Source organism: Haloferax gibbonsii, assembly GCF_001190965.1.
In the GTDB taxonomy this organism is placed as follows: domain Archaea; phylum Halobacteriota; class Halobacteria; order Halobacteriales; family Haloferacaceae; genus Haloferax; species Haloferax gibbonsii.
The window spans coordinates 2,059,355-2,071,500 of record NZ_CP011947.1 but is presented as its reverse complement, the minus strand read 5'-3'; the positions used below and the strand labels follow the sequence as shown (position 1 = coordinate 2,071,500).

The 12,146-nt window shown below is 61.2% G+C and carries 13 protein-coding genes and 1 pseudogene; 5 read left to right on the top strand and 9 right to left on the bottom strand.

Translation table 11 applies throughout. The features are described 5' to 3' along the window. Window positions 1–9 precede the first annotated feature (9 nt). Both ABY42_RS10565 and ABY42_RS10560 read right to left on the bottom strand, forming a co-directional pair. Window positions 10–1,326, bottom strand: a complete 1,317-nt coding sequence (locus tag ABY42_RS10565) for a hemolysin family protein (RefSeq protein WP_050459435.1) — start codon at window positions 1,324–1,326, stop codon at window positions 10–12. 143 nt (window positions 1,327–1,469) lie between these two features. Further along, the gene (locus tag ABY42_RS10560; protein WP_231608269.1) at window positions 1,470–3,077 is read right to left on the bottom strand and encodes a GLUG motif-containing protein; all 1,608 of its coding nucleotides are present in this window, start codon (window positions 3,075–3,077) and stop codon (window positions 1,470–1,472) included. 428 nt (window positions 3,078–3,505) lie between these two features. Here ABY42_RS10560 and ABY42_RS19840 point away from each other — a divergent pair, with 428 nt between their 5' ends. Both ABY42_RS19840 and ABY42_RS19030 read left to right on the top strand, forming a co-directional pair. Beyond that, the gene (locus ABY42_RS19840) at window positions 3,506–3,673 is read left to right on the top strand and encodes a hypothetical protein (RefSeq protein ID WP_197092901.1); all 168 of its coding nucleotides are present in this window, start codon (window positions 3,506–3,508) and stop codon (window positions 3,671–3,673) included. An 83-nt stretch (window positions 3,674–3,756) separates the two neighbouring features. Continuing rightward, entirely contained in the window at window positions 3,757–4,005 is a 249-nt protein-coding gene (locus ABY42_RS19030) for an AbrB/MazE/SpoVT family DNA-binding domain-containing protein (protein ID WP_082220666.1), read from the top strand. A gap of 183 nt (window positions 4,006–4,188) precedes the next feature. Here the strand turns inward: ABY42_RS19030 and ABY42_RS10550 are convergent, their stop codons facing one another. The 3 genes and pseudogenes from ABY42_RS10550 to ABY42_RS10545 form a co-directional block, all read right to left on the bottom strand. Then, window positions 4,189–4,506 carry an RPA12/RPB9/RPC11 RNA polymerase family protein gene (locus ABY42_RS10550; RefSeq protein ID WP_050459430.1) on the bottom strand — a complete coding sequence of 106 codons (318 nt, stop codon included), beginning with the start codon at window positions 4,504–4,506 and terminating at the stop codon, window positions 4,189–4,191. Window positions 4,507–5,012: 506 nt separating this feature from the next. Then, window positions 5,013–5,102: pseudogene (locus ABY42_RS20110) on the bottom strand (type II toxin-antitoxin system RelE family toxin); the annotation flags it as partial. A gap of 212 nt (window positions 5,103–5,314) precedes the next feature. Beyond that, entirely contained in the window at window positions 5,315–5,578 is a 264-nt protein-coding gene (locus ABY42_RS10545) for a hypothetical protein (RefSeq protein ID WP_050459429.1), read from the bottom strand. Between the two features lie 170 nt (window positions 5,579–5,748). Between ABY42_RS10545 and ABY42_RS10540 the strand changes: the two genes are divergently transcribed. Next, entirely contained in the window at window positions 5,749–6,723 is a 975-nt protein-coding gene (locus ABY42_RS10540; protein WP_050459427.1) for a DUF7351 domain-containing protein, read from the top strand. A 165-nt stretch (window positions 6,724–6,888) separates the two neighbouring features. After that, window positions 6,889–7,422: a cupin domain-containing protein gene (locus ABY42_RS10535; protein ID WP_231608268.1), complete on the top strand. Its 534-nt coding sequence runs from the start codon at window positions 6,889–6,891 to the stop codon at window positions 7,420–7,422. Window positions 7,423–7,571: 149 nt separating this feature from the next. On the opposite strand, the gene ABY42_RS10530 is transcribed toward ABY42_RS10535, so the two are convergent. The 3 genes from ABY42_RS10530 to ABY42_RS19020 form a co-directional block, all read right to left on the bottom strand. After that, on the bottom strand, window positions 7,572–9,200 hold the full coding sequence (locus tag ABY42_RS10530) for a right-handed parallel beta-helix repeat-containing protein (protein ID WP_197092900.1): 1,629 nt from the start codon (window positions 9,198–9,200) through the stop codon (window positions 7,572–7,574). A 612-nt stretch (window positions 9,201–9,812) separates the two neighbouring features. Next, entirely contained in the window at window positions 9,813–10,547 is a 735-nt protein-coding gene (locus ABY42_RS10525) for a hypothetical protein (RefSeq protein ID WP_231608267.1), read from the bottom strand. 162 nt (window positions 10,548–10,709) lie between these two features. After that, complete coding sequence (locus ABY42_RS19020; protein WP_082220664.1) at window positions 10,710–11,063, bottom strand: cupin domain-containing protein; 354 nt, start codon at window positions 11,061–11,063, stop codon at window positions 10,710–10,712. A 41-nt stretch (window positions 11,064–11,104) separates the two neighbouring features. On the opposite strand from ABY42_RS19020, the gene ABY42_RS10520 reads away from it, so the two are divergent. After that, the gene (locus ABY42_RS10520) at window positions 11,105–11,902 is read left to right on the top strand and encodes a DUF4386 domain-containing protein (RefSeq protein WP_050459422.1); all 798 of its coding nucleotides are present in this window, start codon (window positions 11,105–11,107) and stop codon (window positions 11,900–11,902) included. A gap of 58 nt (window positions 11,903–11,960) precedes the next feature. Here ABY42_RS10520 and ABY42_RS10515 read toward each other — a convergent pair whose 3' ends face one another. Beyond that, complete coding sequence (locus ABY42_RS10515) at window positions 11,961–12,140, bottom strand: helix-turn-helix domain-containing protein (protein WP_004975833.1); 180 nt, start codon at window positions 12,138–12,140, stop codon at window positions 11,961–11,963. Window positions 12,141–12,146: the final 6 nt, after the last annotated feature.

Here is a 12,146-nt window from a genome sequence, read left to right as displayed (position 1 = left end):
GACTCCACGCTACTCCGTCAGTTGGATTACCAGTCGTTCGATTCGAGTTTCATCGACAGCCTCCACTTGAATGATGTATCCGTCCATATCGATCTGATCGCCAACGACAGGAACCCTGCCGAGGCGACTGAAGACCAGTCCACCGATCGTCTCGACGTCGTCGCTCTCGAATCGGGTGTCGAGTCGGTCGTTCACGTCCTGAATCGGGACCCCTCCGTCGACGACGTACGCGCCGTCGTCTCGCTTCTCGATAGACAGTTCCTGGGCGGCGGTATCGAACTCGTCTTGGATGTCGCCTACGATCTCTTCGAGGATATCCTCGATGGTCACAATTCCCTCGAAGACGCCCCATTCGTCGACGACGACGGCCATCTGGCCTTCCCCACGCGTCTGAAAGTCGGCGAGAATCGTGTCGATCCGTCGCGTTTCCGGGATGGTGAGGACTGGCCGGGCAAGGTCTCGCGCAGTCATGGATGCATCCGACTCTGTCTCGGTTTCACTCACTCGCAAGATGTCTTTCGCGTGGACGAACCCGAGCGGCTGGTCGCCATCCTCGTCGAGCACGAGATAGCGGGTGTAGGTCCCCGTCGCGACAACCGACCGGAGGTCCGGAAACGACATCGAGGCGGGGATGGTCTCGACGTCCGGACGCGGGATCATGATCTCGCGAGCGATCGTGTCGCCGAGTTCGAAGACGCTCTCGATCATTTCGACCTCGTCGACGTCGATGTGGCCCGTCTCTTCGGACCGCGTGAGGATCATCCGAATTTCCTCTTCGGTATGGGATTCCTCGCTTTCGGATGCCGGTGAGACGCCAGCGAGGCGGGTGAAGTAGTTGGCAGTCCCGTTGAAGACGATGATGCCGGGCACGAACACGTAGTAGAAGAACTTCATGAGCGGGGCGACGAGGAGCGCGATACGCGGGGCCTCTTGAATCGCGAACGTCTTCGGCGCGAGCTCGCCGAATACCACGTGGAGGAACGTGATGAACCCGAATCCGAGAACGAACGCGACGAGATGGACCGACCCCGCGGGAAGCACCCGCCCGAGGATGGGTTCGATGAGCGCTGCCACTGCCGGTTCGCCAATCCAGCCGAGACCGAGCGAGGAGAGCGTGATCCCGAGTTGACTGACCGCCAGATAGTCGTCCAGGTTCTGGATGACGTCCTGTACGAGTGTTGCCCCCGGTTTGCCGCGTTCGACGAGCGCGTTTACCTGCGTGGGCCGAACTTTGACGAACGCGAACTCCGCAGCCACGAAAACGCCGTTCATGATGACGAGAAAGAACGCGAGAAGCAATCCGCCGAGAGAGAACAAATCCACCATACTCAGTTACGGACGTAGGGTCACTTGTAGGACGTGGATGTGCACTCAACAGCCGAGGCTGTCATCGAACCGCATGCCGAACCTCGCTGGCTGGTAACGTAGTGTGGCAACACACTATCCATTTCACCAAGCGGTCCGAGTGCTTAGGTCGTCGTCGTGTAGAACAACCGCTGGACGTCGACGATGTTGAACACCCCGTTTCCGGTGACATCGAAGCGCTCGCGTTGCTCAGTGACCGCCTCGCTGTCTCGATGGGTGAACAGCGCCTGGACGTCGGAGACAGTGACGGTGCCGTCGCCGTTGACGTCTTCGTACACGCCGTCACCATCGGGGTCGGTCGGCGGCGATTCGAAGTTACCGATCGGGTCGACTGTCGGTGCAGTCGACTCGTCGCCGACGGTGAGACTGCGGTTGAGCGTCGTCTGCGTCCCCGTGTCGTCACTCGCCGATACGTCAAGTGTGTACTCGCCAGCGGCCGTGTCGATATACCGCGTCGTATAGACGTACGTCGACCCGTTTTGTGTCGCCGAGAACGCATCGAGCGTGATCGTCTCCTGGGATACCGTCTCGGTGCTCGCGAGGACGGCTTCGAGCGAGTCGAGCGAGTCGTTCGCCGTGACTGTGAGGACGAGATCACCGTCGACCAGTTCGGTCGTCGCGTTGAGTGCCAGCGGCGTCGGCTCGTCAGTTTCGGTGCTCACGGGATACTCGTCGTCAGCCACCCCGACGAGGTCCGGGTACGCACCCGACTCAACCTGCCACGTCTCGGCGAAGTCCAACGCAGTCAGGTTCGCCGTGGCCGCCTCGCCCGTCATCTCGGCGGTCGAGAGCCCGACGCTTCCGTTACCCGCCGCCGCAGCGGTCGCTTGCCCGGACGTCTGTTCGTTCCAGTACGACCCCGTGACCGAACTGCCGTAGTAGAGGCCGCCGACGAGTCCGCCGACGGTTTCCTCGCCGGTCACGTTCGCTGTCGCGTACGAGTTCGCAACAACCCCGCTTTCGTAGTTACTCGACCCGACGAGCCCACCGACGTAGTTCGTGCCGGACACGCGCCCGTGGGCGTGCGTCGCGGTGATGTTCCCCGAATTATACCCGACGAGGCCGCCGGTCGCGACGCTGGTGTCGTCGGTCGTCCCGACGACGGTCGCGTTCACCGCCGCGCGTTCGATCGTCCCGGGGTTCTGTGCCGCGATGCCACCGGCGTACGGCCCACCGGTGATGGTCCCGGTCACGACGACGTCGCTGATGGTCCCCTCGTTTTCGCCAACGAGGCCACCTGCGCTCCCGGGGCTCTCTACTGTGACCGTCGCATCGACGTGTTCGACCGTGCCGCCGTCGGTGGACGCTACCACGCCGGCGACGGTCCCGGTTCCGGTCACCGTACCGTCGACGGTTATCTCGCGGACGACAGTGTCTGTTGCCGACCCAACGAGGGCAGCAGTGGTGAAGTCACCAGTAATGGTGGTGTCGGTCAGTCGGAGGTTCGTTATCGAACTCTCCGAGGCGTAGCCGACGAGTGCGACACCACTCGTCGACGGCCGGTCAATCGTCAGCCCCTCAATCGTGTGATTCGCCCCGTCAATCGTGCCCGTGAACGGCGTCCCGAACGTTCCGATGGGTTCGAAGCCAGAGCCGTTGTTCCACGTCGCCGTCTCGGTCGCATCGATGTCCGAGTCAAGTACGTAGTGGGCATCGAGGTCGTCGCGAATCGCGGCTAGCCCAGAGGCGTTGGTGATGACGTACGGGTTCACTTCGGTCCCGTTTCCGCTCTGTATTGCGAATGTCTCTGTCGGCTCGAGGGTTGGTTGTCTCGTGGGCTGTTCTTCGTGGTCGACTGTCGTCGCGCCTGCAATCGGTGCGGTTGCCATGAGGCCGCACAGCAGGAGTATACTCGCGGCGTGTGTGAGTTTGTGTCCCATGTATCAGATTCGAGTCGTGTCTGGTGGTTTCGTGTTCAGCAACTCCCTCGTCGCGGCACCGTACGCGTTCGAGCTCGCTGTGAGCCGGATGCCCCGACCTCACCGGTCGATGATATGTTTTAGATATGTAAAGCTGTGGGACACTACAGAGTGTGCGTAGTGTGGCAATTGGAGGGCTGTGAGACCTTCGGGTGATCAAGCTGGTTGTCTCAGGTGCGCTGCCACGAACGCCTATCTCATCTCGTTGCGATTGCTCTCGTATGAGTACGGACGACGATGGAATCGACTCCGCGACGATGGGAACCTGGATTGCGATTGGGACCGGCTTCGGCGTCGCACTTGGCTTGGTGCTGGACAATCTCGCGCTCGGGATTGCAATCGGCGTGGCGCTCGGGACGGGGCTGGGAGCCGGGTTGTCAATGCGGTAGGGTGTGTTTCGCGTCGACCAAACCGTAGTTTTGGTAGTGTGGCGACACACTAGGCTTTTCACCAGTAGTTCTAGTGGTTAGCCATGAGTGACCCAGTAGACGCTGAAAGCACGGTGTCTGGGAACCAGGCGAATATTCCAGCACGGATTCGTCAAGAACTGGGGATCGACGATGGGGATCAGCTCCGTTGGCATCTCGAAGAAGACGGAAGTATTCGAGTCCGGGTTGTCCAACAACGGAGTGGAACGTTTGCGGATTTTGATGGGTATGACGGTGACGATGCAACAGCGGGAACCGAAGACCACGACGGGTGGAGCGTCGACACGGAATGACTGCGACAGGCCCTCATTTTGCTTCCATAGACGATGTCTATCGGCTCGAGACGGCGACAGACCATACTCCCCGGACTGACTACCTGGGCGCTGTTGGAATCCTCAGTCGCTGCTCGTTTGGTGCGGCTGTGCTGAACGGAGCGACGAGTTGGTCACGAGGGTTAGATACACAGCACCACTGTCTCAAGACTCGCGCCACTTGCGGCCGCACTCGACGCAGGTGAACAGCCGAACCTCGTAGGAGCCACCCGGTTTCGGCATCATCTCGTAGTTGGCTCGGTCGCTGTCGCAGTCGTCCGCCGGACACGGTTCCTGCATCGTCTCCGAAGAGCCGTGGGTCGCGTCGGCCACGGCGGGTGCGCCGTCGTCTCGCTGTCCATCTTGAATCGCCATCGCCGCTTCCGCGTTCGCGTCCCGCGGCTCTTCGTGCGCACAGGAGCGACACACCCACGTGTCACCCTCTGTGTGCATTATCGACCCGCATTCGGAACAGAATTGCATCGTTGGGGGGAGTATACGGCTGGCGGATATATGCGTTAACTTCCGATTCGTCGTGGATTTCAGGCTACCGCTCGTGGTGACTGTCTCGACGGAGTCTCGGTGCCCGCTTTTCGAGTCGCGTTACTGGGTGGTGCCACTCTCGAGAGCAGCAACGATGTCGGAGAGGTCGAATATGTGTGCCGAAATTAGAAATTGAGCTATAATAGTTCAAACACTAACTCTACGGATCAATCACGAAGGCAGAACCCCACGACGGGGGGTTCTTCGCACACCGTGTTCGATTTGAATTCACTCCGTGAAACCCGGTCTGACGGTCGTCTGCGTCGATATTGGGTGGGTTACGCTTCCGGTCGGATTTCATTTCGACGATGGTGTTGGGCTTTCCAGTCAGCCGTTCGGCTTTCGCAGTTCACCGATGCGGCGAGTTCCTCGAGTCAGTAGTCGGTCGTGGACTCGGCGTCTCGATTGTGGTCACGGAGATACCGTACCAAGCGTGGTAACGAACCTCAACCGTCGTCAGCAGTGTACGCTCCACCGCGACGCTTGATGCGAGCGACAACCATCCGCTGTTCCGATTGACGAAAGGTCACGGTTAAGACAGAGTCTGTGGTGCCTTAATCATATTTGTATTAACGTGATTTGGATAGTGAACCGAGTATATCTCTTCAGTCAAAATTGAGTTGTCGTTCTGGAGTATGTGGGTGCGTCGGAATTGCTGCTCACGTTTGAGCCATCAGTTTCGACAGACGAGATGTGTCTGTCGCAGCAAAACACGTGCAAACCGGTGTGTGGGTGGAAGAGACACACCTCACCCGAAGATGACCGCGAGAAGGGCAGCAACTGCAAGAATCCCGAGCCCAACCCACAGCATCGATTTCACCGTCGACGTGAGAAGCGACGACCCACCGTCGCCCGTTCCACCGGCACCGTCGACGTAGCCCATCGCTTCGAGGGTGTCGGACCCGGTGCCCGACGAACTGGCGTCTCGTTGGCCCTGCGACGCGTCTTGGTCGACCGTCTCTCTCCCGACTGCACTGCCGAATCCGGGTCCTGACGGATCTTCCTGGACCATATGCTCACCAATTGGCGCTGTGACACTACGGGTGGTGGCTAGAGAATCGAGCGCGCGAGTCGGCCTGTGTTCCCGTCCGCGACCGATGAATTGCCAAGCGAGTCCGGAAACAAATTCATGATGTTTGTTAACAATCGTTAACCGCCGCTGGCACCTAGTGGAATGCCAGTATGACCGCCGACGAAGCGTCGGAATACGGACCGACACCGGAGCAGGCGTTTGCCGTTCTCGGCCACGAGACGCGACTCGCCATCCTCTTCGCGCTCTGGGAACACCGGCGTCTCGACGAACACGTTCCGCAGCACCCGATGACGTTCTCAGCGTTACGAAAGACCCTCGGGATGCGGGACGGCTCGCAGTTCAACTACCACCTCAAACCCCTCCTCGGTCGATTCGTCCACCATGTCGCGGACGGGTACGTGCTCCGACGGGAGGGCGAGCGTGTGGTCAGCGCCATCCTCGCCGGCGCGTTCACCGACGAACTCGTGTTCGACGCCGTCCCGAACGACAAGCCGTGCGAACTCTGTGGGGGCCGAACCGTCTTCGAGTGCAACACGGAGCTGACCCGTGGGTACTTCGCGATTAGGTGTACCGAGTGCGACGGAGCGTTTGGTGGCACCGGCTTCGACGGGACGTTGAGCTTGACCGAATCGCTCTCGCCGGTCGGGACTCGCAGTCGAGACCCCGCGGAGTTCTACCGGGCACTCGACGTCATGGTGAAACACCAGATCATGTCCGCAATCGAAGGCGTCTGTCCCGACTGTACCGGAACCACGAGCGCGACGCCCCACGTCTGTCGGGACCACCACGTGGAACCGGGCCACCGCTGTGTGTCGTGTGACACTATCTTCGAGGTCCAGTACGACATCGTCTGTGACGTCTGTCACCAGCGGTTCAGTATTCCGAGCAACCGCTGTTTGCTCACCGAGCCGCGAATGCTCGTCTTCCTCGAAGACCATGGCTACGACCCCTGGTACGACTGGCTGTTGATCGAACTGGAATTAGTCCACCGCCAGACCGTTCTTTCGGAGACTCCGTTCGAACTGGAGATGGTCCTCGAGGCCGACGGGGACCGACTGGTCGCAACCCTGGACAACAACGGGGCCGTCACAACCCTCTGTAGATGCTCTCGGGAACAGTCATGACAGCTGGCTCAGGCTACTGAATTCCAGTCCGATCCTGGATAGAAATATAATTCAGCTTACATATATGCCCTGAGACGCCGTCAGTACTCACGAGGAGACATGACCAGATTCGAACCGGTTGGACGAAGCGCGATTGAACAGCCCGACGGTGTGTTGCGCCGGACCGTGTTGAAAGCCAGTGCCCTGACCGTCGCCGCGCTCGGCATGAGCGTTCCCGTTGCCGCCGACCCGATAGATCACAACGGCGAATCGAAAGCAGACCGCGACGTCGACAGCCCCGTGGGCTTTACCGTCGACCTCCTCGCAGGGCACGCGCCGTTCCCCGACGAGGTTGCCGCGACGTTCCGGCTGAAATACGAGGATGGAGACGGAACCATCGTCTCCAATTTGCCACGGGACGCGTCGACGACAGTCTTCGCGAAGGTGACGTGGGACCCCGAGGGGACCTCGGGCTGGCACACCCACCCCGGACCGGTCATCGTCAGCGTCGTCGAAGGCGAACTCGAACTCATCAACGAGCGCGACTGCATCACCCGGACCTACTCGGCGGGTGAAGCCTTCATCGACCCCGGGCAGGGGAACATCCACATCGCGTCGAATCCGAGCCAGCGCGACATCGCCGTCGCCTACGCGACGTTCCTCGGCGTGCCAGCCGGCGCGCCGGCGACGGTGCTCGTTCCCCCAGTGGCCTGTGAGTAGACGCTGGGTCCTGCGTATCCAGCGTCGGGTGTTTGAGTCATGCTCGGCGGGCATTGCGAACTCGGCCGGGCGCCGTGCTGTGTCGTGAGGGTTCGGGAACTGGCGTGCGGTGGCGACCCGTTAGCGGGGACGCCGTGGGGCACGGTTCGTTACGTTGCTGACTGGTTGCCCGCACCCACGTCCTCGGGTGCCTGCTGGAGCCACGCGTCGAAGTGAACGTTCGATTGGCCCGCGCTGTTCGGGTCTTCGGAGACGGCTGCACCGCTGCCGTTCGCGAGTGTCCCCGTTTCCGGGTCCGCGAACGGTGCGTCCACGTCCGCGGCGCTCGATGGCCCGTCGCTCGCACCCCAGTAGTTCGACGTCGCATTCACCACGTCGGCGTTCTGATTCAACACGCCGTACGCGGTGTTGTTGGCGATGCGGTTGTCGTGGACGGCGACGAATGCAGCGCCCTCGGCCGTGGGCGAACAGACTGCCGACGCCTGAAGGGTGATGCCGTGTTCGTTGTGCTGGATGTCGTTGCCCTCGACGACGAGGTTGCGGTCGAGCGCCCTGACGAAGATGCCGTCCGTGTTGTTCATGATATCGTTCCCGCGAATGTCGTTCGCGCGGTCATCAGTCGAGTCGACGAAGGAGACCTCGACGCCGATTGCGTTGTCTGCAAGCGTGTTCCCCTCGATGGTGTTGTTGTACGAGTTCGACCGAAGCGACACGCCGACGTCAGTGTCGGTAATCGTGTTGGCTGTGATCGTGTTGTCCGTCGCGAGTTGGCTCATGACGACTCCGGTTTCCGCCCCGGAAATCGTGTTGTTCCGGACGGTGTTCGACCCGGCGTTTCGGAGGGCGATGCTCCCGCGTGGCCCCGTACCGGGGTTGGTGAGGACGTTGTCTTCGATGGTCACGGCCGACGCGAACGAGACGGTGATGTCGCTGTGGGTGAGCGTGTTATTCGCGACGCGCGTCTGGGTCGGGACGCCGCGGGCCAGCCCGACCGCAATCGAGCCGTTCACGACCTCGTTGTCGACGAGGTGGGTGTTCGTGACGTCATCGGACGCGTGTTCGACGGTGATCGCCCCGTTGACGATGCGGTTCGATGCGACGACGTTGTCGGAACTGCCGTCGTTCACCGCGGGATCCGAGGTGCGGACCTGAATCGCGTCTCCCGACTCGGCGGTCGCGACCACGTCGTTCCCGCTGACGATGGCGTCGTTGACGGTATCGAGGCGGATGCCAACCGTCTCGTAGGCCGTGATCGCGTTATCGACGACTTCGATTCGGTTCGACCCCGCTGTGCGGACCGCGCTCTCGACATGCTCGAAGGTCGAGTTCCTGACCATCGCTCCGTCTGAAGCGGTCTCGTATCCCGGCCGGGTGTCGAGCGAGCCAACCTGGACGCCGATGGCTGTCTCGGTCACCGTGAGGTCAGTCGCCGTCGCGTTCGGCGCGAAGACGAAGTTGAGGCCGGTCCCCCAGGAGTCGACGGTGAGGTCGCGGACGGTGACGTTCGCGTGGCCGTCTGCAGTCCGGCTTTCGGTCTGGTTCGCGTTGACCGCGACACCGTCGCCGTCACCGGTCAGGGTGTGACCGTTCCCGTCGACGACGACAGCACTCGATTCGATGTCGAGACAGGGACTGGCGGTGGCGTTCGTGATGTCGGTCCCGAGCGTGTAGACACCGGGGTCGGTGATGGTGGTACACTCGGTGATCGACTGTGAGTGAGATGTCTGTGCCGTGCCAATTGTGGGTGCCGCCGTCGACGCCACTACGAGGGCCGTCACGACGGCGACTGTCGCAAGTAATCGTCGCATCCGCGTGGGTGTGGTCAGTGTCACCGCATTATTATCAGTCGGCTAAGGTCTGCAATTGGGGGGTTTCGCGTGGTGATGCGGGGGTTTGGGTGCATGGATACTCGTTCGGTGGGAGACGCCTGTATTCGGCACGGTGTCACTCGGTGCGAGGTGTGGGGGTCAGTCGGCCTAGACAGTATGCGTGAACTCGTCGACGCTGGTGCTGATTTTGTTGGTGCGGTGCTGCAGACAGGCCGCGACTTGGTCCAGACGATGGAAAAATTCACACTCAGTAGACATGATCGAACAGTATGAACCGCCGCGCCTTCCTTGGAACTGCTTCTGCAGTCGGGATATCATCTCTTTCCGGGTGTGGCACCCTCGAAACGGTCGAAGAACCCTTCGTCAACTACCGACTCGACGGTGTCTTCACAGACAACGCCGTCGACGAAGCAATCAAGCTCATAGTGGAGGTGCTGGATGGGACGGACCCGATATACGACACCACCGTTTCACTCAGTACACTCGGCGCTGACGACGGCGACTCCTCCACGGTGATCGAAGCGCCGTGGATGGATGAGAACGCACGGTACGGGATTCGAGTTATTCCTCCCGAAGGTACGCAGACGCCTCGTGGCGACCTGCGCGTAACAGGAGGACGCCGAGCGCGACGAACCAAACGATCTGGGTGAGACCGAAGATGCCACCGCCGATCTCACCGAGCGCTGGAATCGCCGAGAGGATGCCTGCAGCCCCGACTACGAGCCCGAAATAGTTCACCAGACGGTGGAGCGCTCGCGTCCGGAGTGCGACCACACTCACGAGCAGCGTCCAGAGGCCGCCCACGATCTCGTTGCCACCGCCCAGCCCGTCGATGACCGGGCTGACCGCCAGCCAGACCGTGGTCGCCTGCGTCGGGTCGGTACTGTAGAGGTTGACGACGACGCCCGTCGCGAGGGTGGCGACCATCCCGCTGGCGATGACGAGCCCGGCCCAGATGAGTCCAAACGCGGTCGTCGCTCGCATCAACATCGGTGCACCGGCCGCGAGGCGCTCGTGGAGCGCCAGAACGAGTGCCACCAGCACGATGCCGAAGACCACGTAGATGAGCAGGTACATCGCGGACAGACTCGTCTCGTTCGCGACGAACAGTTCGACCTGTTGGAGCGCACCGGTGACGCTCGCGAAATCAAGGATGACGAGGAAGTACGCGATTCCGGCCACGTAGATGGCCGCCTCGATCAGCGCAGCGAGGCCGCCGACCGTCAGATAGTTCCAGCGGCCCACCGTAGGCGACTGCTCGATACCCTCTACTGCTTGACCCGTCGTTGCTACCATACGTTATCTGCCGCAGAGACATTACCGCCAGAGGAGATAGCCGTATCGAGTACGACTCTCTCCACCAGCCAGACACCCCCGAGGTAGTGCGGAGGTACCCGTCGTCGTCGACCGTGGGTGAACGCACGCATCACCAGCGATGGCCTTCGATTGGGCAGCGGACTACGTGAGTGGATTTCGACCGAGCATCGTGGCGATGCCGGCGAGCAAACGCAGGAGTGGTCGCTGAACCAGCCACGGGACGCCCGCGAGACGCACGTCCGAACGGTGATGAGAAAGGACTGCCGCCACCGCGAACACATCCGGTTTCCCTCCCGCCCCGGCCTCGTAGAGCGCCCGAATTGCGGCTTCGAACTCGCCTGGTGGGCGGAGCGTCGTCCGAACGACGAGGGTATCGACGCCGCCGTTTCGGATACTGTGGGGCTCACCGGGTGCGATGGTCAGCGATTCGCCGGGAAGCAGGACGTGAGGTTCACCGCGAGTCGTCACCTCTGCCTGACCCGCGATTACGGACATTCTAGAGCACCGTTATGCTGGTTCGACACCTCTAGAGGCGAATGGCTGGAGCAGCTGTTACCCCAGATCAGGAGCGGAGCGTCGAGTATCAGCGACCGTCCACAACCGAGACATCTGTCGGGCGAGCGAGCGTGATTGCTGGACTCGCACTCTTGCTGATGACTGTCCTCGCCGTCTTCGCGAACTTCGTCGTGTTAGACGGGCTCGTTACACGGGGGGACGCTACCGGAACGGCGACCGCTATCCTGGGTGCCGAAGGCACGTTCCGACTCGGTATCGCGGCGCTCTTCGCGGTCGCCGTACTCGATCTGACCGTCGCGTGGGCGTTGTACACCGTATTCAAGCCGGTACACGCTGGCGTCGCGCTCCTCTCGGGATGGTTTAGAGCTGTCTTCGCTGGCATCTTCGTCGTTGCAATCAGTCAACTCATGAGCGTCCCGCAGCTACTGGGTGCAACCGGGACTGGATTCACCACGGAGCAACAGGCCACTCAGGCACTGCTGAGCATCGAGGCGTTCTACAACATCTGGGACGGTGCACTGATTCTGGTCGGCCTCCATCTGGTGTTGGTCGGTTATCTGCTGTACAAGTCTGCGGCTGTCCAGTCGTACCCTTCGGGCTACGTGCCGAAGGTGTTAGGGATGCTCCTCATTCTCGCTGGGATTGGCTACGTGGTAGATAGTTTCGGGCGGGTGCTGTTCGCTGGCTACACCTTCGAGGTTGCTGCGTTCACCTTCGTCGGTGAAGTGTTGCTGATTCTCTGGTTGCTCATCTATGGGCGCCGGATCAGGCCGGACGAGGATAGTGTGGACGACGAGCCGATGTCCGTGACGACCTGAGACCTGGACTTACGGCGATTCGAGGAGAACGCCCACGACTGCAGTCGTGTGGAGGCCCTCACACCGTCGAGCGTTCGAGGATATCGAAGACGTCGACTGCTTTGTACTCCTGGTTGCGCTGTTTTCCGGTTGCTTCGACGATGAGACCGTCTGCTTCCAGCTCCTCGATTGCATTGTACGCCGTCTGTCGGCTGACGTCAAAGCGTGATTCGACCTCGTTCGCGGTGAAGTGTGACACCCTCCC

What these genes read in the sequence shown, in the direction of transcription:
- ABY42_RS10565 (WP_050459435.1), bottom strand. Translation starts at nt 1,326, where the DNA reads ATGGTGGATTTGTTCTCTCTCGGCGGATTGCTTCTCGCGTTCTTTCTC.
- ABY42_RS19840 (WP_197092901.1), top strand. Translation starts at nt 3,506, where the DNA reads ATGAGTACGGACGACGATGGAATCGACTCCGCGACGATGGGAACCTGG.
- ABY42_RS19030 (WP_082220666.1), top strand. Translation starts at nt 3,757, where the DNA reads ATGAGTGACCCAGTAGACGCTGAAAGCACGGTGTCTGGGAACCAGGCG.
- ABY42_RS10550 (WP_050459430.1), bottom strand. Translation starts at nt 4,506, where the DNA reads ATGCAATTCTGTTCCGAATGCGGGTCGATAATGCACACAGAGGGTGAC.
- ABY42_RS10545 (WP_050459429.1), bottom strand. Translation starts at nt 5,578, where the DNA reads ATGGTCCAGGAAGATCCGTCAGGACCCGGATTCGGCAGTGCAGTCGGG.
- ABY42_RS10540 (WP_050459427.1), top strand. Translation starts at nt 5,749, where the DNA reads ATGACCGCCGACGAAGCGTCGGAATACGGACCGACACCGGAGCAGGCG.
- ABY42_RS10525 (WP_231608267.1), bottom strand. Translation starts at nt 10,547, where the DNA reads ATGGTAGCAACGACGGGTCAAGCAGTAGAGGGTATCGAGCAGTCGCCT.
- ABY42_RS19020 (WP_082220664.1), bottom strand. Translation starts at nt 11,063, where the DNA reads ATGTCCGTAATCGCGGGTCAGGCAGAGGTGACGACTCGCGGTGAACCT.
- ABY42_RS10520 (WP_050459422.1), top strand. Translation starts at nt 11,105, where the DNA reads ATGGCTGGAGCAGCTGTTACCCCAGATCAGGAGCGGAGCGTCGAGTAT.